We start from the raw sequence: 19,116 nt of genomic DNA on the forward strand, positions 1-19,116 counted from the left end.
AGAATAAGCCTTGGCGGATGAGTTTCGGCATACGGGTCGCAGCGGATCGCCAGGGATAATAAAGGCAAGATTGATGGTTATTGGCATGTTGGGTTTTCAAACGACGGTATCGCGTCCGGTCACTCTTTCGGGGATCGGCGTTCATTCGGGTGCCGACGTTTCGATTACCTTCAACCCCGCTGAAGCCGACACTGGTGTCGTATTCAATCGCATGCATGACAACGGCGAAGTCACCGAGCTCCGCGCTGTTTCCTCGCAGGTCGGCAATACCGACCTGTGCACCGTTCTCGGCTTTTCTCCGGCGCGCTCCGTCGCGACGATCGAACATGTGATGGCCGCCGTCTACGCGCTTGGCCTCGACAACGTCGTCATCGAAGTCGACGGCGCCGAAATGCCGATCATGGATGGCAGCTCGATGCCGTTCATCGACGCCATCGAGCAGGTGGGTCTTGTATCGCTCGGCGTCAAGCGCCGCTACATCCGCATCACCAAGCCGGTTCGCATCGAGCATGGCGGCTCCTGGAGCGAGTTTCGTCCCTATGACGGCATGCGCTTCGAAGTCGAGATCGATTTCGATACGCCGCTGATCGGCCGCCAGAAGTGGGAAGGCGACATGACCGCCGCCACCTTCAAGTCGGAACTGTCGCGCGCCCGCACCTTCGGCTTCATGCGTGACGTCGAACGTCTCTGGGCCTCGGGCCACGCGCTCGGCTCGTCGCTGGAAAACTCGGTCGTCATCTCCGACGATCACACCGTCATCAACGTCGAAGGCCTGCGCTACGCCAAGGACGAATTCGTGCGTCACAAGACGCTCGACGCCGTCGGCGACCTGGCGCTTGCCGGCGCTCCGTTCATTGGCTGCTACCGTTCCTATCGCGGCGGTCACAAGATGAACGCCAATGCGCTGAAGGCGCTGCTCAGCGATCCGACCGCCTATGAAGTGGTTGAGACATCGGCACCGCGCCAGCGTGTTGCCCCGCGCGATTTCATCCGCGTCAACGCTCCTGAATTTGCTCCCTGGTCGGCTTGACCTCCGTCGCATTCTTTAGGCCAGGGCCGCCTCCTTCGGGAGGCGGTTTCTTTATGTGCAACAGCCAAGCGTGATTCCCGATAGATCTTTCGCGGCAGATATTTAGATGGGTTTATTCGGGGATTATCCGGACAAAACAGACGATTATGGGAAGGGCCGCCACAAAAATGCGTTAATGCATCATCAATGCGTTGCTCTGGCCATGCATTTATGGCTAGAAACGCCAGCGAGGCGTGGCTGCCGTTGAGGGATGGCGGCTCTTGGGATGTTCCGATGGGTTATGCAGGGTCTGAAAGTATGATGAAGACAGCGCGTGCTTTGTTCGCATCGCTCCTGGTGCTGAGCGCAGGTGCCTTGATTTCCGGATGCCAGTCGGACCCCGATATCGATATTACCAAGCTCGGCCTGCAGAGCGATCCGCCTGATGTTCTCTACAATCAGGGTCTGGCCAACATGAAGGCCGGCAACATGGCGGAAGCCGCGCGCAAGTTCGATTCGATCGACCGCGAAAATCCGTTCTCGGAATGGGCCCGCAAGGGTCTTGTGATGAGCACCTTCGTCAAGTACCGTCAGGGCCGCCTCGACGAAGCGCTGGCCTCGGGCAACCGCTACATGGCGCAGTATCCGAAGTCGAAGGATGCCGCCTATGTGCAGTACCTGATCGGTCTTACCTATTCCAAGCAGATCGTCGACGTGACGCAGGACCAGCGTGCCGCGTCCAGAACCGTCGAGGCCATGCAGGCCGTGATCGACAACTATCCAGACTCCGAATATGTGGACGACGCGCAGGCGAAGATCCGCTTTGCCCGCGACCAGCTCGCCGGCAAGGAAATGCAGATCGGCCGCTACTACATGGAGCGCAAGGAATACCTTGCCGCCATCTCGCGCTTCCGTATCGTCGTCGAGAAGTATCCGAACACGAACCAGGTCGAAGAGGCGCTAGCGCGTCTGGTCGAGGCCTATTACGCGATGGGTATCGTCGAGGAAGCCCAGACGGCAGCCGCCGTTCTCGGCCACAACTACCCCGACAGCCAGTGGTACGCGGATTCCTACAAGCTGCTGAAGAGCAACGGCGCAGAGCCGCGTGAAAATCAGGGCTCGTGGATTTCGCAAGCCGGCAAGAAACTCCTCGGTACTTAAAGCCGATGCTGATCCAGCTTTCGATCCGCGATATCGTCCTGATCGAGCGGCTGGATCTTGCCTTCGAGGCGGGTCTCTCCGTTCTGACGGGGGAGACCGGCGCCGGCAAATCCATCCTGCTCGACAGCCTGTCGCTCGCCCTTGGCGGGCGCGGCGATGGCGGTCTTGTCCGCCATGGTGAGGACAAGGGGCAGGTGACGGCCGTTTTCGACGTCGGCCCCGACCACCGGGCGCGCGTGCTGCTGCGCGACAACGGCATCGACGATGACGGCGACCTGATCTTCCGCCGCGTGCAGAGCGCCGATGGCCGCACCAAGGCCTATGTCAACGACCAGCCGCTCAGCGTGCAGCTGATGCGCCAGGCCGGCCAGATGCTGGTCGAGATCCACGGACAGCACGATGACCGCGCGCTGGTCGACACCCACGCCCACCGTATCCTGCTCGACGCCTTCGCCGGCATCGCCGACGAGGTGGCCGGCGTTTCGCAGCTCTACCGCGTCTGGCGCGATACCGAGCGGACGCTGAAGAAGCACCGCGAGAAGGTCGAGGCGGCGGCGCGCGAGGCGGATTACATTCGCTCCTCCGTCGAAGAGCTCGACAAGCTGGCACCGCAGGACGGCGAAGAGGACGAACTCGCCGAACGCCGCCAGAAGATGATGAAGGCCGAGCGGATCGCCGGCGATATCGCCGAGGCCTCCGAATTCCTCAACGGCAATGCCTCGCCCGTGCCCCATATCGCCTCGCTGGTGCGCCGGCTGGAGCGCAAGAGCCATGAGGCGCCAGGCCTGCTTGAAGACACCGTGGCGCTGCTTGATGCGGCACTCGACCAGCTCTCCAACGCGCAGATGGAAGTCGAAGCAGCGTTGCGCAAGACGGAATACGATCCGAAGGAACTCGAGCGCGTCGAGGAACGCCTTTTCGCGCTGCGCGGCGCCTCGCGCAAATATTCGGTGCCGGTCACCGAGCTGCCGGCGCTTGCGATCCGCATGAGCAACGATCTGGCCGATCTCGATGCCGGCGAAGAGAAGCTTGCCAAGCTCGAGGCCGAGGTCGGCGTCGCGAAGGTCGCCTATGAGGCGGCCGCGCAGGTGGTGTCGGCCAAGCGTCACCAAGCCGGCGAGGCGCTTGCCGCAGCCGTCATGGCCGAACTTCCGGCACTGAAGCTCGAGCGCGCCCGCTTCATGGTGGAGATCGCCTCCAATCCGGAAGAGGCTGCGGCCGAGGGGATCGACGTCGTCGAATTCCACGTCCAGACCAATCCGGGCACACGCCCCGGCTCGATCATGAAAGTCGCATCCGGCGGCGAGCTCTCGCGCTTCCTGCTGGCGCTCAAGGTGGCGCTTGCCGATCGCGGCTCGGCGCCGACGCTTGTTTTCGACGAAATCGACACGGGCGTCGGCGGTGCCGTCGCCGATGCGATCGGCCAGCGGCTGAAGCGGCTGTCGGCCAAGGTGCAGGTGCTCTCCGTCACCCACGCACCGCAAGTGGCGGCACGGGCTGCGACGCATCTCCTGATTTCCAAGGGACCGGCTTCGGAAGGATCCGAAAAGATCGCCACCCGCGTGGCGACGATGGAGCCGCACGACCGCACCGAGGAAATCGCCCGCATGCTGGCCGGCGCTTCCGTGACCGAAGAGGCGAGGGCGGCCGCCAAGCGGTTGTTGACGGCGGGCGAGTAGGTCGCGGGCGAGAGCGTCGGCAGTGACGGTGCGTCCAGTTAATCATTGGATCGATCTGCAACCAGTTGCTGACAACCAGAAAGCGGCGCTTTTTCCTCGGCGAGAATTGCTCTAGAAAACGACTCCTCAAAGGGAGTCTGCCATGTCCGCCGCCAACCAAACGCCTGTCGAAACCCTGAGCGAAGATCAGGCCGCCGCAGAGCTTGCCTTTCTGGCGGCCGAGATCGCCAGCAATGACGAGCTCTATCATGGCAAGGACCAGCCGGCGATTTCGGATGCCGAATACGATGCGCTTAAGCGGCGCAACGATGCGATCGAACAGCGCTTTCCCGAACTCATCCGCGACGACAGCCCGTCGCGCCGTGTCGGAGCAGCCCCGCTTCCCACCTTCGCGCAGATCACCCATTCGCGGCCGATGCTGTCGCTCGACAACACGTTTTCCGACGAGGACGTGCAGGACTTCATCGGCTCGGTCTATCGCTTCCTCGGGCAGCTCCCCGACGGCTCCATCGCGTTCACCGCCGAGCCGAAGATCGACGGCCTGTCGATGTCGATCCGCTACGAGAACCGCAAGCTGGTGAGTGCCGCGACCCGCGGCGACGGCACCACGGGCGAGAACGTCACGGCGAACGTGAAGACCATCAAGCAGATCCCGAACACGCTGCCTGCGGACGCGCCCGATATCGTCGAGGTGCGCGGCGAGGTCTATATGGCCAAGAGCGATTTCCTTGCGCTCAACGCGCAGATGGAGGCCGAGGGCAAGCAGACCTATGTCAACCCACGCAACACGGCGGCGGGGTCGCTGCGCCAGCTCGACGCCAAGGTGACGGAGAGCCGTAAGCTGCGCTTCTTCGCCTATGCCTGGGGCGAGATCTCCGAGATGCCATCGGATACGCAGATGGGCATGGTCGAGACCTTCGGAAAATGGGGTTTTCCCATCAATCCGCTGATGAAGCGGCTTTCCTCGGTCGAGGACATTCTTGGGCATTACCGCGAGATCGGCCTTCAGCGTCCCGATCTCGACTACGATATCGACGGCGTGGTCTACAAGGTCGATCGTCTCGACCTGCAGCAGCGCCTCGGCTTTCGCTCGCGCAGTCCGCGCTGGGCCACCGCCCACAAATTCCCGGCCGAGCAGGCGTTCACGACCGTTGAAAACATCGACATCCAGGTCGGCCGCACCGGCGCGCTGACGCCGGTGGCGCGGCTGACGCCTGTCACCGTCGGCGGCGTCGTCGTCACCAATGCGACGCTGCACAACGAGGATTACATCAAGGGCATCGGCAATTCCGGCGAGCGCATCCGCGAGGACGATCACGATATCCGCATCGGCGATACCGTCATCGTGCAGCGGGCGGGTGACGTCATTCCGCAGGTGCTCGACGTGGTGATGGAGAAGCGGCCGGCGGGGGCGGAGGCTTATGTGTTTCCGAAGACGTGTCCGGTCTGTGGGTCGCATGCGGTGCGCGAGCGCAACGAGAAGACCGGCAAGCTCGATTCCGTCACCCGCTGCACCGGCGGCTTCGTCTGCCGCGCGCAGGCGACCGAGCACCTTAAGCATTTCGTCTCGCGCAACGCCTTCGACATCGAGGGCTTTGGGACCAAGCAGGTCGATTTCTTCTTCGAGAGCGAGGACGAGGCGCTGAAGATCCGCACGGCGCCCGATATCTTCACGCTGAAGAAGCGGCAGGAGGCCTCGACGCTCACCAAGCTCGAGAATATCGACGGCTTCGGCAAGGTGAGCGTCAAGAAGCTGTTCGACGCCATCGACGAGCGCCGCTCGATCGCGCTCAACCGCTTCATCTACGCGCTCGGCATCCGCCATGTCGGCGAGACCACCGCCAAGCTGCTCGCCCGTCATTACGGCACCTACGAGGCTTTCGAGACCGCGATGAAAGAAGCGTCGTCACTTAGCGGTGACGCGTGGCAGGACCTGAACAATGTCGAGGGTATCGGCGAGATCGTCGCCCGCGCCATCGTCGAGTTCTACAAGGAGCCGCGCAATCTCGACGTCGTCGGCCGCCTGCTGGACGAGGTGACGCCCGAGGCCGCCGAGCAGATCGCCGCTTCCGACAGCCCCGTCGCCGGCAAGACCGTCGTCTTCACCGGCAGCCTGGAAAAATTCACCCGCGACGAGGCCAAGGCGCGCGCCGAAAGCCTCGGCGCCAAGGTCGCCGGCTCGGTCTCGAAGAAAACCGACTTCCTGGTGGCCGGCCCCGGCGCCGGATCGAAGCTCGACAAGGCAAAAGAACTCGGCGTCCAGACGATGGACGAGGATGAGTGGCTGGCGTTGATTGGTGGGTAAGGTTTCAGGTGTCTGGTAGACGGTGATCGGTTGATTGCCGACCACCGAGCACTCATCGCAACCGACCCATGGCATAAGCGTCGACATACTCGCCGGCGCGATACCCGAAGGATTTCAGCAGCCCTTCCTGCTCGAACCCGAATTTTCGGTAGAGCGCGATGGCGGGTTCGTTGTCGGTGTAGACGGTGAGCTCAAGGCGTTTGATGTCGAGCCAGTCATCCGCCGCCTCGACCATCGCCGCCAGTAGCCTTCTGCCGAAACCGCGGCCGACGAAATCATCATGCACGCCCATGCCGATGCTTGCGACGTGCTGTCGGCGTCCCGAAAAACGGTTGAGCCCCCCATTGGCGACGATCTTGTCGTCGAGCGTCACGACGAGGTTCAGCGCGCCGGGCGAGGGGTTCTCCGCGTGCTTGCGGACCTCGGTCACCGATGGATAGGGCAGACGCAGCGTGCCGGCGCGAAAACCGGGAAGGTTCGTCAACTCGGCGATTGCTTCGGCATCCGATGAAAGCAGGGCGCGCACGCGGATGTCTCCAGCCGGTGATGCTTTACTAGACTGCGGATTTTCAGGATCTCTGGGCATTCTGGCTCTCCTTTGTTGATACGAGGAGAGCCGGTTCCCAAAACCCTGCTCGCCTCGGCAGGGTTCTCGGGATGATCGCTATGCGTTCAACACAGCACAGCACCCGCGCACCCTTGGTGGGGCGTGGTGATATGAAGGGTCATCATGGTTGCGTTGGCGATCATGGTGCGAGGTTGCGATATGTCGCCATTTTTGTCAACCCATCCGGGTATTTGACTCGTCGGGTCTCGCGAAGAGGCTGGTGGGTTTGGAATATTGACCTGTTCCCGTATTGGGAATATCGTCTTCATGTGCAGGTGATCACCAAATCCACGCTTCGTACATTTTGGGAGCGCCACCCGCAGGCGAGGATACCGCTGGGCGTGTGGCACGCGACCGTCATCAAGGCGCAGTGGTCGGGGCCGGCCGATATCAAGAGGATGTTCGGAGCCAATGTCGACTTCGTCGGCGACAACAGGGTGATCTTCGATATCGGTGGCAACAAGTATCGGCTGATTGTCCATGTTGCCTATGGCTACAAGCGGGTGCTGGTGAAATTCGTCGGCACGCACGCCGAGTACGACAGGATCGATCCGGAGACGATACGATGAACGCTATCAGACCCATCAAAAACGAGGCGGACCTTGCCTGGGCAACGGCCGAGATCGAACCTTATTTCGACAATCCGCCCCCTGCCGGAACACCGGAAGCGGATCGTTTCGACATTCTGGCTGATCTCATCGAAGCCTATGAAAACCGGAATTTTCCGGTGCTGGATCTTCCGCCGATCGACTTTCTCCAGGCGTTCATGGAGATGACGGGACGGGATCAGGCGGATCTCGCGCAGATTCTCGGCTCTCGCTCCCGGGCGTCGGAAATCCTCAATCGCAAGCGTGCGCTGACCGTCGAGATGATCTTCAAGCTCAACCAGGCTTGGGGCGTGCCGTCGGAAAACCTTGCGCGCCCTTATGCTCTCGCCGTCGCCTGACCGGGACGCTGTGGGCGAATAGCCACCGTCATTTGCCTCGCCGGCCGGCTGCCGGTATGTCTGGGAGATACCAGAGAATCGGACCCACCCCTTGAAAACCATCGCCATCGATTTCGAAACCGCCAACGAGCAGCGCGGCAGTGCCTGTTCGGTCGGGCTTGCCTGGATCGAGGATGGGGTGGTGACCAGGGTGGAGGAGCGGTTGATACGGCCGCGGGAGATGCGGTTTTCGGGCATGAACATCGCCATCCACGGCATCCGGCCTGAACATGTCGAGGATGCGCCGGAGTTTCCCGAAGTGATGGACGAGTTCATCGATGACTTCAGGGGGGCGACGATGATCGCGCATAATGCCTCCTTCGATTTCAGCGTCTGGCGCGCCTGTCTCGATGGTTACCGGCAGGCCTATCCCGAGCTCACCTATCTCTGCAGCCTGAAGATGTCGCAGCGGATCTGGCCGCATTTTTTGTCGCATCGGCTGAATATTCTGGCCGAGCATCTCGGGCTGCGTTTCGTCCACCACAATGCCGCCGAGGATGCCGCCGTCTGCGCGCAGGCGGCGATTGCCATGGCGCGGCATGTGGGGGCTGCTGCGGTGCATGCGATCCCGGAGTTTATCGGCATGAAGCCCGGGCGGCTGACGTCTCGTGGCTATGAGCCCTGCACCTGCCGCAAGGGCTAGCGGTCTTGGCGTCCTGCTGGCGGTGAAGCCGGCGGGGCGCGTCTCGTTTCGGGGGCTCAATTCATGGGCATGGGGTTTCTTGCCATGCGGCAGGCTCCGCCTATCTTAGCTTGCGCAACATTGAAGCGCCGCTGAGGGAATAACGCCATGTCCAGACTTCGCAATCTCGTCCTCTCCGCAGCCGTTCTGGCTGGTATGTCCGCAGGTGCCGCGTACGCCGATGTCGTCGGCAAGGTGGGGGTCGACTGGATCGGTAATGATATCCTCGTCGATGCGGTGGCCGATCCTGAGGTGAAGGGCGTCACCTGCCATGTCAGCTATTTCGACCGCAGCGTCATCGATCGCGTCAAGAACGGCAACTGGTTCGAGGATCCTTCGAACAGCGCCATTTCCTGCCACCAGACCGGGCCGATCGAGATCGGTGACATCGACCTGTCGAAGGGCGGGGACGAGGTGTTCAAGTCGGGCATCTCGCTGGTCTGGAAGAAGCTCGTCGTCACCCGCATCTACGACAAGCAGAACGACACGCTGATCTATCTGGCGCATTCGCGCGAGCTTACCAACGGATCGGCGAAGATGGCGATCTCCACCGTGTCGCTCTACGGGCAGACGGTGACTTGGAAGAACGGCAAGCCGCGATAGGCGCGCAACTTTCGGTGAAGCCTGCTCTTGTCGTCTCGTGCGATATGGCAATCGTCATGCGGCGCGGATAAGGTCCGCGCCGGAGATCACATGGAAGAGGACCGATGATGGCTTGTAACTACAGGATAGCGAACGAGTTTCTGAGCGTCGACGTGTCGTCGCTGGGTGCCGAGATGCAGGCGCTCGATACCAGCGATGGGCGTTCGCTGCTATGGAACGGCGATGCGGCCTTCTGGAGCGGGCGGTCGCCGATTCTCTTCCCGATCGTCGGCAAGGCGCCTGACGATGCGGTCGAGATCGAGGGCAAGAGCTATCCGATGAACCAGCACGGCTTTGCCCGCCGCGCCGAGTTCGCGCTTGCCGCGTCCAGCGATACGATGTGCCGCTACGAACTTGCGGCGTCGGAGGCCACCAAGGCGGTCTATCCGTTCGATTTCGTGCTTGCGGTAGAGCACAGCCTCGAAGGACGCACGCTGACGGTGGCGGCCGAGGTGAGCAATCGCGACCAGCGGCCGATGCCGTTCGGGCTCGGCTTTCACTCCGCCTTCGTCTGGCCGCTGCCGGGTGCCCAAGGGAGCGATCATGTGATCACGCTCGACAATGCGGCCGAGCCGGCGCTCATCCGCCTGTCCGGCGGGCTTCTGTCGTTCGCCAAGCATCCGTCGCCGTTCAGGCAAGGGCGGCTGGTGCTCGATCACAGGATGTTCGATGAGGACGCGATGGTCTTTCCCGAGGGAGCCGGCGAGGGGTTGCGGTATAGCGCCGAGGGCGGACCGACGCTGCATTTCAGCTTCGAGAACCTGCCCAATCTGGCGCTCTGGCAGAAGCCCGGCGCACCCTTCATCTGCATCGAGCCCTGGCATGGCATGGCGGCCGAGAATGGCGGCTCCAAGGCGCTTGCCGAGCGGCCCTACAGCCAGACGCTTGACGCGGGCAAGACCGCGCGCTTTGCCTTCTCGGTCGAGATCTCGGGCTAGGCCTAGGCGAGTTGTCGATTGAAACGAAAACAGCCCGCGACGGATGCCGTCGCGGGCTGTTTTGCATTGAAGCGTTCAATCCGGCTTACGCGGCTTCGCGGGCCAGTTCGTCGGCGATGACGGTGTCGAGGTTGAGGAAGCAGACCATGGTCTTTTCCAGGGCCACGATGCCACGGCAGAAGGCGCGCTGTTCTTCCGGAATGATTTCCGGTGCCGGCTGCAGGTCTTCGCTCTTGATGGTCATCATGTCGGAGACCTGCTCGACCAGCAGACCGACCAGCTTGCCTGCGATATCGGTGACGATGATCGCCGAGCGCTCGGAAGGCTCGGTCATCTTCATGCCGAGGCGGCAGGCCATGTCGATGACGGGGATGACAGCGCCGCGCAGGTTGATCAGGCCGAGAACGTAGGGCGGGGTGTGCGGCATCGGGGTGACCGGCGCCCAGCCGCGGATTTCGCGGATCGCCATGATGTCGATGCAGAATTCCTGCTCGCCGAGATGGAAGGACACGATCTCCAAATGAGAACCGGTCTGGTTGATGACAGTGCTATTCATGATCAAAATTCTTCCCAGTTGTCTCCGGCCGGAGCGGCCATGGCTCGTGCGGCGCTGCCGCCGCTGAATGCGCCCGCGACCTTGCCGATGAGGGCTCGGGCGGGAGATGATTTCGGATGCGAGGCTGCTGATGCTTCCCGCGGCGTGTGACGGGCATTCATGCCCTCGCCGATATTGAACGTGCCGATCAGCTGAATCAGGTGGTCGGCGTCGGTGGCAAGCGTATGGCTTGCCGCGTTCGTCTCTTCCACCATGGCCGCGTTTTTCTGCGTGACCTGGTCCATCTGGCTGATGGCTGTATTGATCTCGTTCAGTCCTACCGATTGTTCGCGTGCAGAGGTTACGATTGATTTAACATGTTCGTCGATCCGCGAAACATCTTCGCCGATTTCGCGCAAAGCCTGTCCCGCGGCCGTCACCAGCTCGCCGCCGGTCTTCACTTCGGCGCCGGATTTGCCGATCAGCGTCTTGATGTCCTTAGCGGCGTTGGCGGCGCGCACGGCCAGTTCACGCACTTCCTGGGCCACGACCGCGAATCCCTTGCCGGCCTCGCCGGCGCGCGCCGCCTCGACGCCTGCGTTCAGCGCGAGCAGGTTGGTCTGGAAAGCGATCTCGTCGATGACGTTGATGATCTGCCCGATCTCGCGCGAGGCGGTCTCGATGCGTTCCATCGCCGCCATGGCGTCGTTGACGACGATATCGGACTTGGCGGTGTTCTCACGGGTGTGGGCGACCATCTGACCGACGCTCTCGGCACGGTTGGTGGCGTTGCGCACCGTGGTGGTGATCTGGTCGAGCGCGGCCGATGTCTGCTCCAGCGAGGCTGCCTGCTGCTCGGTGCGCTTGGCGAGGTCGTCTGCGGCCGAGCGCATCTGCCGGCCGTTGGCCTGGATCGAGGTGCCGTTGCGGGTGATCTCGGTCATTGTCTGGCGCAGCGTCGCGGTGGTCTGGTTGAAGTCGGCGCGCAGGCCCTCCAGCTCCGGCTTGAAGGCGTTTACGATCGTCGCGGTCACATCGCCGGCGGCAAGGCGCTTCAGGCCCTGGCCGAGTGCTGTGACGGCGGTGTTGAGCGCTTCGGTGTCGGCGAGCTTGGCGGCGTCGCGGCTGCGGCGCTCGGCGTCCGATTGCCGGCGTTCGCTTTCGCTGCGCTGTTCGAGCGCGCGCTTGTCGATCGCCGCCTGGCGAAAGCCCTCTGCGGCGCGGGCCATGTCGCCGATCTCGTCGCCACGTTGGGTGGCGGGCACGGGGCTGTCGAGATCGCCATTGGTGATCCTCTGCATGCTGGCGCGAACGCTCTCGATGCCGCGGCGGATCGAGCCGCCATGGACGTATTGGAGGCCGGCCATGCATAGCATGGCGATGATGCCGAGGCCGATCTGGATGTAGACGGCATCCTCGGAGATCGCGTTTGCCTGTTCGATGCGTTTCTTGGCGATGGCGCCGCCGTCGATGGCGAGCTTGTCCAGCGTCGTGGTCAGCTTGTCGCCGCCGCTGTCGATGGCGTCGTCCAGCTGGTCGAAGGCGGCTGCCGGAGCACCGGTTTCGACGGCATTCTTGAGGTCGCCGAGAATGCTCTGCTTGAGGGCGGCGACATCGCCGTCATAGTTCGAGACGAGAGCGGCGGCGTTCATTTCGTCGGCGAGCAGGCGCATCTGGCTGGAACCGCTCGAGAGCTGGGCGATCGAATCGTTCATCAGCTTCAGGCGTTCCGCCGTGACCAGCTTGCTGTCGCGATCGACGATGGTGTCCATCGCCGCCAGAATGAGGGTCAGGTTGGCGGTGCGCATCTCGTTGATGTAGTCGACGCTTGCCTGGATTTCGTTGGCCCGATCGAGCGCCTTGCGCACCGTGATGTTTTCATACCATCCGATGCCCATCATCGCGCCGAAGCCGACCAATGCCGCGCCGGCGAGCGTTCCGAGCCTCTGGCTGACGGAAAGGCTCTTACGCACTGTCATGTCTGTCATGTGAAGACTTGTCCCCTCCGCGATGAGCGCGGTCATGTTCTCATTCGCCAGCAAGCGGATATGCGGGATCAAGCTCCAGCCGGACATCATGTCAGTCGAACGGCGAGCGTCCTATCCGGGGCTAAATATACCAATGATTTTTTAAGTATTTGCTAACGATACCGCGCATGGAAATAGCGGGTCCGCGATTGCGCTCCGGATTGGGTGAGGCAATTCATCACGGCCCGAAAAACGACTTGTTGAATTGCGCGGCTGCCGGCGACGCGATATCAGGCAAGGGGACGGGATTGCTTTCCCGGGCGAGGAAATTATCGATGAAAACAGTGCGTATCGCCGTCTGGGTTGCCGTGTTCCTGATGGCCGGCATTCTGGGATGGCTGACCTTGAACGTGACGCAGACCAAGGAAGTGGCCTCCGACGGTCCGTTCGGCGTGCCGTTCACGCTTGTGGCGCAGGATGGCAAGCCGATCACCGAGCAGGCGTTTCGCGGCAAGCCGTCGGCGGTGTTCTTCGGTTTCACCCATTGCCCCGAGGTCTGCCCGACGACGCTGTTCGAACTGGATGGCTGGCTGAAGCAGGTCGATCCCAATGGCGACAAGCTGCATGCCTATTTCGTCAGCGTCGATCCGGAGCGCGATACGCCCGAGGTGATGAACCAGTATGTGTCGAACGTCTCCAAGCGGATCGTCGGCATTTCGGGCGCGCCGGACAAGGTGGCCGAGGTGATCAAGGGTTACCGCGTCTACGCCAAGAAGGTGCCGGTCGACGAAAACAACCCCAAGGGCGACTACACGATGGACCATACGGCCTCGGTGTTCCTGCTCGATTCCAAGGGGCGTTTCTCCGGCACGATCGCCTATGGCGAAAATCCCGATACGGCGGTAAAAAAGCTGGAGAACCTCGCCAACAAGGGATGAGATCATGGCGCCGGGGCATCGCAGCATTCTGATTGCAGGCGCCGGCACGACCGGTCTTACCGCTGCCCTCGAGCTCGCCCGACGCGGCTTTCGCCCGCGTGTCGTCGACAACGACGTCGGTCCCGTTCCGCTTGCCGAAAGCAGGGCTCTCGGCGTCAATGCGCGGACACTGACGCTGCTCGGTCCGTCACGGGTGACGGATGCCATCCTGCAGGAGGCGCAGCAGATCGCGCAGTTTCGCGCGACCTCCGAAGGGCGTCGCCTGGCGACGGTGGACACGACGAAGCTGCCGGGACGCTTCAGCGCCATTTACGCGCTGGCGCAGGGACACACCGAACGCCTGCTCCTGAGCAAGCTCGATGATTACGAGGTCGATCCCGAATGGCAGACGGCGATCGAGAAGGTGTCCGGGGATGCCAAGCCCGTGGTCACGCTGCGCAAGCCTGACGGGACGGTCGAGACGGCCACGTTCGATATCGTCATCGGGGCCGATGGTGCGCATTCGGTGGTGCGCAAGGCTGTCGGCATCGGCTTTCCGGGCGAGGCGCTGGAGAGCAGCTTCTATCTCGCCGACTTTCGCTACAAAAAGGAAATCGACCCGCATTTCATCGAGATGCAGCTGGTCGATCCCGGGATGATCGGCCGGATCCCGGTCGAGCGCGATGTGCTGCGGTTCATTTCGACGCTGCCGGATTTCGAGCAGAAGATCGTCCATCCCGGGCCGGTGGCGGAGCGCCTCTGGGCCTCGGAGTTTCGCATTCACTTCCGCCATGTCGAAGAGATGGCCAAGGGCAATGTGTTCCTGGCCGGCGATGCCGCGCATATCCATTCGCCGGCCGGCGCGCGGGGGATGAATCTCGGGATCGAGGATGCCTGCTGGCTCGCCTATCTGATCTCCGAGGGGCGCGAGGCCGAGTACAGCCGGCTGCGGCTGCCGGCGGTGAAGACGGTGCTGAAGCAGACGCGGCAGCTGACGAGGCTGATTGCGATGCGCAATCGACTGGCTATTTCGATCCGGAACCTTGCGGTGCCGGTGCTTTTTAGACTACCTGCATTCCAACGAAGATTGCTGACCGGCGTTGCGGGCTACGACACGCCGCCGCCGCCGTGGATCGACGGCGCGTTGTAACGGGAAAGACCGACCTTGAGTGAAATCCGCCTCTATGTGACGACGACAGAAGTGCTGGCCGGGGAAGTGCTCGACCTTTTGTCCGAGGTGTTCGGCGAAGAAGACTTCGCCATCGCCACCACCGAAATCGACGAGAAGAAGGACATCTGGGAAGCCTCCGTCTACATGATGCAGGTCGACGAGGATGACGTTCGCGTCCGCGTCGAGGCGGCGCTTTCAGAAGCGTTCCCCGAGATGACCGTCGAGCGCGAGGTCATTCCCGATGTCGACTGGGTGGCGAAATCGCTCGAGGGGTTGAAGCCGGTCCGGGCAGGGCGCTTCCTGGTGCATGGTTCGCACGACCGCGACAAGGTGCGCTCCGGCGATATCGCCATCGAGATCGATGCCGGCCAGGCCTTCGGCACCGGCCATCACGGCACGACGGCGGGCTGCCTTGAGGTCATCGACCGCGTGGTGCGCTCGCGCCGGGTCCGCAATGCGCTCGATCTCGGCACGGGCAGCGGCGTTCTGGCGATCGCGGTGCGCAAGTTGAAGAACATTCTGGTTCTCGCCACCGACATCGATCCGATCGCCACCCGTGTCGCGGCCGAGAACGTGCGCCGCAACGGCATCGCCTCTGGTATCGTCACGGAAACGGCGCCGGGGTTCCATTCGACGGCGTTTTCGAACCATGGTCCGTTCGATCTCATCATCGCCAACATCCTGGCGCGGCCGCTGATCAAGATGGCGCCGCAGCTCGTCACGCATCTGGCGCCGGGCGGATCGGTGATCCTGTCGGGCATTCTGGCATCGCAGCGTTGGAAGGTGCTGGCGGCCTATAATGGCGCGCATCTGAGGCATGTGCGCACAATCTGGCGCAATGGCTGGGTGACGATCCATCTCGACCGGCCGTAAGGTCTGAATCCAGTCCGTATTCAAGAAAAAGCCCCGAGCGCCTGATGGCCTTGGGGCTTTTGCATTTCAATCGCGTCACATCGCGACAAAAAGAAAAGGCGGCGCCAATGGCACCGCCTTGCGACCGGTTTCCCGATCATGTCTGCGAGCTTGATGAGGAGGAGTGCTCAAGCAGACGTCTACTTATTCTGATCGCCGTTCCGGTGAGGGAGGAGGAGAGCGGAGCGGCGAGTTGCTCAGAATGCGTAGCTTCTTGCGGCGCCAGCGAGAATGGTGCGGGGGCCTTCGTTCAGCGGGCGACGAGCGCCGATGATATGACGGACAGTCTGGCGCTCGCCAGCCTGTACCGGGCTGCTGTAAGCGGAGCGCGACAGAGAGGCAGTCATTTCAAAATTCCTTTTGTTTCCGGTTCACTTTGAACCATTCGATGAGCGCCTTATAACCGATTGAAAAAATCGAGGCAGAGGGTTTGTCTCATGGGAGCCATGCAGCCAATGCATAAAGCGTGCCAAGCCGGTGAATTGCGCCTCATTTCCGCCCAAATATTACGCGGCTTTCGATCATCGGCGAGACGCGGTTTTTCTCCCGTTCGCGTGATTTTCCGATAACATAGCGGCATTCCGCCTGCCGGATTCGTGTTGAATGTCGGACCAAACATCAGGTTTTTGAGCATGTACCAGTCTTTCGAAGTCACCTCCACGCCACAATTCGGCCGCGATCGCACCTCTGCGCTGCGTGCAAGTTTCGACGATCTTGCGATCGACGCCTTTCTTGTCCCCAGGGCGGACGAGTTCAACGGCGAATATGTGCCGGCATGTTCGGAGCGGCTGGCGTGGCTGACGGGCTTTACCGGCTCGGCCGGCATGGCGCTGGTGACGCGCTCTGAGGCGATCGTGTTCGTCGACGGTCGCTATGTGACGCAGCTTGCCGAGCAGGTGGACGGTTCGGTGTTTACCGGCGGCGATCTCGTCAACGAGCCGCCGCATCTGTGGCTCGGCAATCACGGCGCCAGGGGGCTTCGCCTCGGGATCGATCCGTGGCTGCATTCCGGCGCCGAGGTCAAGCGGCTGGAAAAGGCGCTGGACGCGATCGGCGGTTCGCTGGTCATCCTTCCGCACAATCCGCTCGACAGGCTCTGGGCCGACCGGCCGCAGGAGCCGCTGGGCGCCGTTGCCATCCAGAATGTGGCGCAGGCGGGTATTCTCGCCGATGAGAAGATCGCCAAGATCGCGGCTGATCTGAAGGCCAAGGATATCAAGGCTGTTCTGATCGCCGATCCGTCGTCGGTTGCCTGGATCTTCAACATTCGCGGCGCCGACGTGCCGCACACGCCGCATCCTTTGGCGCGCGCCATCATCTATGCCGATGGCAAGGCCGACCTGTTTCTCGACAAGCGCAAGACCGGGATCGAGCAAGAGGCCTATCTGGCGCAGATGTGCGTGCAGCTGCCGCCATCGGCACTCGAGGAGACGCTTTCGGCGGTCTCCAAGGATGGTGGCCGGGTGCTCGTCGATCCTGATCTCACCTCCTACGGGCTTGCCAGCATCATCCGCGCGGCGGGTGGTGTCGTGGTCGAGGGCAACGATCCGGCGAAGCTGCCGCGGGCTGTCAAGAACAGCGTCGAGATCAACGGGTCGGCGGCGGCGCATCTGCAGGATGGCGCGGCGATGGTCGAGTTCCTGTGCTGGCTGGCGCAGACCAAGCCCGGCACGGTGACCGAGATCGAAGTCGCCGAGAAGCTCGAGGCGGCGCGTGCCAAGGTCGGGCAGAGCATGCAGAACCCGCTGAAGGACATCTCCTTCGACACGATCTCCGGTGCCGGACCGCACGCGGCGATCATGCACTACCGGGTGACGACCGAGAGCAACCGCAAGCTTGAGGCGGGCGAGCTGTTCCTGATCGATTCCGGCGCGCAATACATCAACGGCACCACCGATATCACCCGCACGGTGGGCGTCGGCACGGTTTCGGAAGAGCAGAAGCGGTTCTTCACGCTGGTGCTGAAGGGAATGATCCAGATCAGCACGGCGCGGTTCCCGAAGGGGACGCGCGGCTGCGATCTCGATCCGCTGGCGCGCATCGCGCTGTGGCGGGCAGGGGCCGATTTCGGCCATGGTACGGGTCACGGCGTCGGTTCCTATCTCTCGGTTCACGAGGGGCCGCAGCGGATCTCCAGGATGTCGACGCAGGAGCTTCTGCCGGGGATGATCCTTTCCAACGAGCCCGGTTACTACCGGCCGGGCGCGTTCGGGATCCGCATCGAGAACCTGATCTATGTGCGCGATGCCGAGCCCGTGGAGGGCGGCGACATGCCGGTGCTGAGCTTCGAGACGCTGACCTTCTGCCCGATCGACCGCAGCCTCGTCATTCCGGAGCTGCTCACCCATGACGAGCTGCACTGGTTCAACGACTATCACGTGAAGACGCGTGAGGCGCTGATGCCGCTGATCCATGACCACGAGGTCAAGGCGTGGCTGGAGAATGCGACGCTGCCGCTGGAATATTGAGAACTATTGAAACTGTGGGGCGGCGACCGTGATCGGTCGCCGCGTCAGCCGCCGATCGTGTGGCGCCAGGCCATGACGACTGCCCAGGCGGCGACCAGCATCCATGTGTGCGAGACGCGCAGGCCGACGAGCAGGGCGACGACCAGCGCCAGCTTGGTCTCCCAGCCGCCGGTGAAGAAGGCGGGGGCGACGAGCGTAGTCAGCACCGCTGCCGGCACGGCTGCAAGGGCCGCTTCCATGCGCGGCGGAATGCGCTTCATCGTGGTGATCAGGATATAGCCGCCGATGCGCGTCGCATAGGTTGCGACGGCGGCCGCCAGGATGATCAGCAACATGTGGGGATCGAAGGTCACGTCACACCTCGTGCAGATCGGATTCGAGTTCCTGCGCCGTCGGCGGCGGCGGGAACAAAGCGGCAAGCAGGATGCCGGCGGCAGCGCCCAGGCTCACATGCCAGGGCGAGCCGACATAGTGATAGGCGACGACCGAGGCGACGGCGCTGACGGCGGCCACCGGAATGAAGTTGTCGCGGTGGCGGAAATCGAGAACGATGCCAAGGAAATAGGCCGGCAGCAGGATATCCAGCCCGATCGACTTCGGATCGCCGATATAGCGGCCAAGCGTGCCGCCGAGCAGGCTGACCAGCGTCCACGGAACATAGATGACCAGGCCGAAGCCGAGATACCAGGAGAAGGTCACCGGCTTGCCCGCTTCGCCGCGCTTCACCGTTTCGGCGAACTGCGGATCGACAAGCAGGAAGAAGGTGAAGAACTTCTGCAGCTTGGTGAAATGCTTGATGTAAGGCGCGATCGCCGCGGAATAGAGCACGTGGCGGAAATTGACGGCGAGGATGGAGGCGACGATCAGCCATGCCTGGACGTCATGGCCGAAAAGCTCGAGGCCGACCATCTGGCTGGCGCCGGCATAGACGGTGGCGCTCATGAAGGTGAGTTCGAACAGCGACATGCCGTGATCGGCGGCCAATGCGCCGAACAGCGCGCCAAACGGGGCGGAGGCCAGCGCAATGGGGAAACCGCCGCGCAGGCCGTCGATAAAATTCGCGCGTGACATCGGCGATCATCCTCCTGGAATTTGGAACCCCTCTAAGGGGCGAGGGCTACGGCGGCAAGCGAATTTC

Annotated in this window: 19 protein-coding genes; 13 read left to right on the top strand and 6 right to left on the bottom strand. The window is 62.5% G+C overall.

Annotation, left to right across the window (positions count from 1 at the left end; translation table 11 throughout):
- Positions 1 to 73 precede the first annotated feature (73 nt).
- The 4 genes from lpxC to ligA all read left to right on the top strand — a co-directional run bounded on the left by lpxC (position 74) and on the right by ligA (position 6,154).
- On the top strand, positions 74 to 1,030 hold the full coding sequence (gene lpxC / locus ACIQUB_RS02895; RefSeq protein ID WP_113239097.1) for a UDP-3-O-acyl-N-acetylglucosamine deacetylase: 957 nt from the start codon (positions 74 to 76) through the stop codon (positions 1,028 to 1,030).
- 273 nt (positions 1,031 to 1,303) lie between these two features.
- Entirely contained in the window at positions 1,304 to 2,170 is an 867-nt protein-coding gene (locus ACIQUB_RS02900) for an outer membrane protein assembly factor BamD (RefSeq protein WP_026282828.1), read from the top strand.
- A 5-nt stretch (positions 2,171 to 2,175) separates the two neighbouring features.
- Entirely contained in the window at positions 2,176 to 3,849 is a 1,674-nt protein-coding gene (gene recN, locus ACIQUB_RS02905; protein ID WP_113239098.1) for a DNA repair protein RecN, read from the top strand.
- Positions 3,850 to 3,991: 142 nt separating this feature from the next.
- Positions 3,992 to 6,154: an NAD-dependent DNA ligase LigA gene (ligA, locus tag ACIQUB_RS02910; RefSeq protein WP_113239099.1), complete on the top strand. Its 2,163-nt coding sequence runs from the start codon at positions 3,992 to 3,994 to the stop codon at positions 6,152 to 6,154.
- Between the two features lie 52 nt (positions 6,155 to 6,206).
- Here the strand turns inward: ligA and ACIQUB_RS02915 are convergent, their stop codons facing one another.
- On the bottom strand, positions 6,207 to 6,740 hold the full coding sequence (locus tag ACIQUB_RS02915) for a GNAT family N-acetyltransferase (protein ID WP_402928641.1): 534 nt from the start codon (positions 6,738 to 6,740) through the stop codon (positions 6,207 to 6,209).
- Between the two features lie 290 nt (positions 6,741 to 7,030).
- Between ACIQUB_RS02915 and ACIQUB_RS02920 the strand changes: the two genes are divergently transcribed.
- From ACIQUB_RS02920 to ACIQUB_RS02940, 5 genes are all read left to right on the top strand, one after another.
- A complete protein-coding gene (locus tag ACIQUB_RS02920) occupies positions 7,031 to 7,330 on the top strand; it encodes a type II toxin-antitoxin system HigB family toxin (protein WP_113239101.1) in 300 nt (99 codons plus the stop codon).
- Positions 7,327 to 7,707, top strand: a complete 381-nt coding sequence (locus ACIQUB_RS02925; RefSeq protein ID WP_113239102.1) for a helix-turn-helix domain-containing protein — start codon at positions 7,327 to 7,329, stop codon at positions 7,705 to 7,707. Before ACIQUB_RS02920 ends, ACIQUB_RS02925 begins: the two co-directional genes overlap by 4 nt.
- 91 nt (positions 7,708 to 7,798) lie before the next feature.
- Positions 7,799 to 8,389, top strand: coding sequence for a 3'-5' exonuclease (locus ACIQUB_RS02930; protein WP_047505782.1), 591 nt, complete (start codon positions 7,799 to 7,801; stop codon positions 8,387 to 8,389).
- Positions 8,390 to 8,536: 147 nt separating this feature from the next.
- Positions 8,537 to 9,031 carry a CreA family protein gene (locus ACIQUB_RS02935; RefSeq protein ID WP_113239103.1) on the top strand — a complete coding sequence of 165 codons (495 nt, stop codon included), beginning with the start codon at positions 8,537 to 8,539 and terminating at the stop codon, positions 9,029 to 9,031.
- Positions 9,032 to 9,138: 107 nt separating this feature from the next.
- Entirely contained in the window at positions 9,139 to 10,008 is an 870-nt protein-coding gene (locus ACIQUB_RS02940; RefSeq protein WP_113239113.1) for an aldose 1-epimerase family protein, read from the top strand.
- Between the two features lie 85 nt (positions 10,009 to 10,093).
- Here the strand turns inward: ACIQUB_RS02940 and ACIQUB_RS02945 are convergent, their stop codons facing one another.
- Both ACIQUB_RS02945 and ACIQUB_RS02950 read right to left on the bottom strand, forming a co-directional pair.
- A complete protein-coding gene (locus ACIQUB_RS02945; RefSeq protein ID WP_037110830.1) occupies positions 10,094 to 10,564 on the bottom strand; it encodes a chemotaxis protein CheW in 471 nt (156 codons plus the stop codon).
- A 2-nt stretch (positions 10,565 to 10,566) separates the two neighbouring features.
- On the bottom strand, positions 10,567 to 12,531 hold the full coding sequence (locus ACIQUB_RS02950) for a methyl-accepting chemotaxis protein (RefSeq protein WP_402928642.1): 1,965 nt from the start codon (positions 12,529 to 12,531) through the stop codon (positions 10,567 to 10,569).
- A 314-nt stretch (positions 12,532 to 12,845) separates the two neighbouring features.
- Here ACIQUB_RS02950 and ACIQUB_RS02955 point away from each other — a divergent pair, with 314 nt between their 5' ends.
- Genes ACIQUB_RS02955 through ACIQUB_RS02965 form a run of 3 tightly spaced genes read left to right on the top strand, consistent with a single transcriptional unit; the run spans position 12,846 to position 15,471 of the window.
- Complete coding sequence (locus tag ACIQUB_RS02955; protein WP_113239104.1) at positions 12,846 to 13,448, top strand: SCO family protein; 603 nt, start codon at positions 12,846 to 12,848, stop codon at positions 13,446 to 13,448.
- Between the two features lie 4 nt (positions 13,449 to 13,452).
- Positions 13,453 to 14,577: an NAD(P)/FAD-dependent oxidoreductase gene (locus ACIQUB_RS02960; protein ID WP_113239105.1), complete on the top strand. Its 1,125-nt coding sequence runs from the start codon at positions 13,453 to 13,455 to the stop codon at positions 14,575 to 14,577.
- A gap of 15 nt (positions 14,578 to 14,592) precedes the next feature.
- Entirely contained in the window at positions 14,593 to 15,471 is an 879-nt protein-coding gene (locus ACIQUB_RS02965) for a 50S ribosomal protein L11 methyltransferase (protein WP_113239106.1), read from the top strand.
- 236 nt (positions 15,472 to 15,707) lie between these two features.
- On the opposite strand, the gene ACIQUB_RS02970 is transcribed toward ACIQUB_RS02965, so the two are convergent.
- On the bottom strand, positions 15,708 to 15,857 hold the full coding sequence (locus ACIQUB_RS02970) for a hypothetical protein (protein WP_018897591.1): 150 nt from the start codon (positions 15,855 to 15,857) through the stop codon (positions 15,708 to 15,710).
- A 285-nt stretch (positions 15,858 to 16,142) separates the two neighbouring features.
- Here ACIQUB_RS02970 and ACIQUB_RS02975 point away from each other — a divergent pair, with 285 nt between their 5' ends.
- Positions 16,143 to 17,978, top strand: a complete 1,836-nt coding sequence (locus ACIQUB_RS02975) for an aminopeptidase P family protein (RefSeq protein ID WP_113239107.1) — start codon at positions 16,143 to 16,145, stop codon at positions 17,976 to 17,978.
- A gap of 44 nt (positions 17,979 to 18,022) precedes the next feature.
- Here ACIQUB_RS02975 and ACIQUB_RS02980 read toward each other — a convergent pair whose 3' ends face one another.
- Together ACIQUB_RS02980 and ACIQUB_RS02985 are read right to left on the bottom strand one after the other, a co-directional pair.
- Complete coding sequence (locus ACIQUB_RS02980) at positions 18,023 to 18,331, bottom strand: AzlD family protein (RefSeq protein WP_018897593.1); 309 nt, start codon at positions 18,329 to 18,331, stop codon at positions 18,023 to 18,025.
- A gap of 1 nt (position 18,332) precedes the next feature.
- Positions 18,333 to 19,049, bottom strand: a complete 717-nt coding sequence (locus ACIQUB_RS02985) for an AzlC family ABC transporter permease (RefSeq protein WP_113239108.1) — start codon at positions 19,047 to 19,049, stop codon at positions 18,333 to 18,335.
- Positions 19,050 to 19,116 lie beyond the last annotated feature (67 nt).

It is taken from the genome of Rhizobium sp. NPDC090275 (assembly GCF_044772225.1).
GTDB lineage: Bacteria > Pseudomonadota > Alphaproteobacteria > Rhizobiales > Rhizobiaceae > Rhizobium.

Coding starts and splice junctions, on each gene's coding strand:
- lpxC (WP_113239097.1), top strand. CDS start 74: ATGGTTATTGGCATGTTGGGTTTTCAAACGACGGTATCGCGTCCGGTC.
- ACIQUB_RS02900 (WP_026282828.1), top strand. CDS start 1,304: ATGGGTTATGCAGGGTCTGAAAGTATGATGAAGACAGCGCGTGCTTTG.
- recN (WP_113239098.1), top strand. CDS start 2,176: ATGCTGATCCAGCTTTCGATCCGCGATATCGTCCTGATCGAGCGGCTG.
- ligA (WP_113239099.1), top strand. CDS start 3,992: ATGTCCGCCGCCAACCAAACGCCTGTCGAAACCCTGAGCGAAGATCAG.
- ACIQUB_RS02915 (WP_402928641.1), bottom strand. CDS start 6,740: ATGCCCAGAGATCCTGAAAATCCGCAGTCTAGTAAAGCATCACCGGCT.
- ACIQUB_RS02925 (WP_113239102.1), top strand. CDS start 7,327: ATGAACGCTATCAGACCCATCAAAAACGAGGCGGACCTTGCCTGGGCA.
- ACIQUB_RS02935 (WP_113239103.1), top strand. CDS start 8,537: ATGTCCAGACTTCGCAATCTCGTCCTCTCCGCAGCCGTTCTGGCTGGT.
- ACIQUB_RS02940 (WP_113239113.1), top strand. CDS start 9,139: ATGGCTTGTAACTACAGGATAGCGAACGAGTTTCTGAGCGTCGACGTG.
- ACIQUB_RS02945 (WP_037110830.1), bottom strand. CDS start 10,564: ATGAATAGCACTGTCATCAACCAGACCGGTTCTCATTTGGAGATCGTG.
- ACIQUB_RS02950 (WP_402928642.1), bottom strand. CDS start 12,531: ATGACAGACATGACAGTGCGTAAGAGCCTTTCCGTCAGCCAGAGGCTC.
- ACIQUB_RS02955 (WP_113239104.1), top strand. CDS start 12,846: ATGAAAACAGTGCGTATCGCCGTCTGGGTTGCCGTGTTCCTGATGGCC.
- ACIQUB_RS02960 (WP_113239105.1), top strand. CDS start 13,453: ATGGCGCCGGGGCATCGCAGCATTCTGATTGCAGGCGCCGGCACGACC.
- ACIQUB_RS02970 (WP_018897591.1), bottom strand. CDS start 15,857: ATGACTGCCTCTCTGTCGCGCTCCGCTTACAGCAGCCCGGTACAGGCT.
- ACIQUB_RS02975 (WP_113239107.1), top strand. CDS start 16,143: ATGTACCAGTCTTTCGAAGTCACCTCCACGCCACAATTCGGCCGCGAT.
- ACIQUB_RS02985 (WP_113239108.1), bottom strand. CDS start 19,049: ATGTCACGCGCGAATTTTATCGACGGCCTGCGCGGCGGTTTCCCCATT.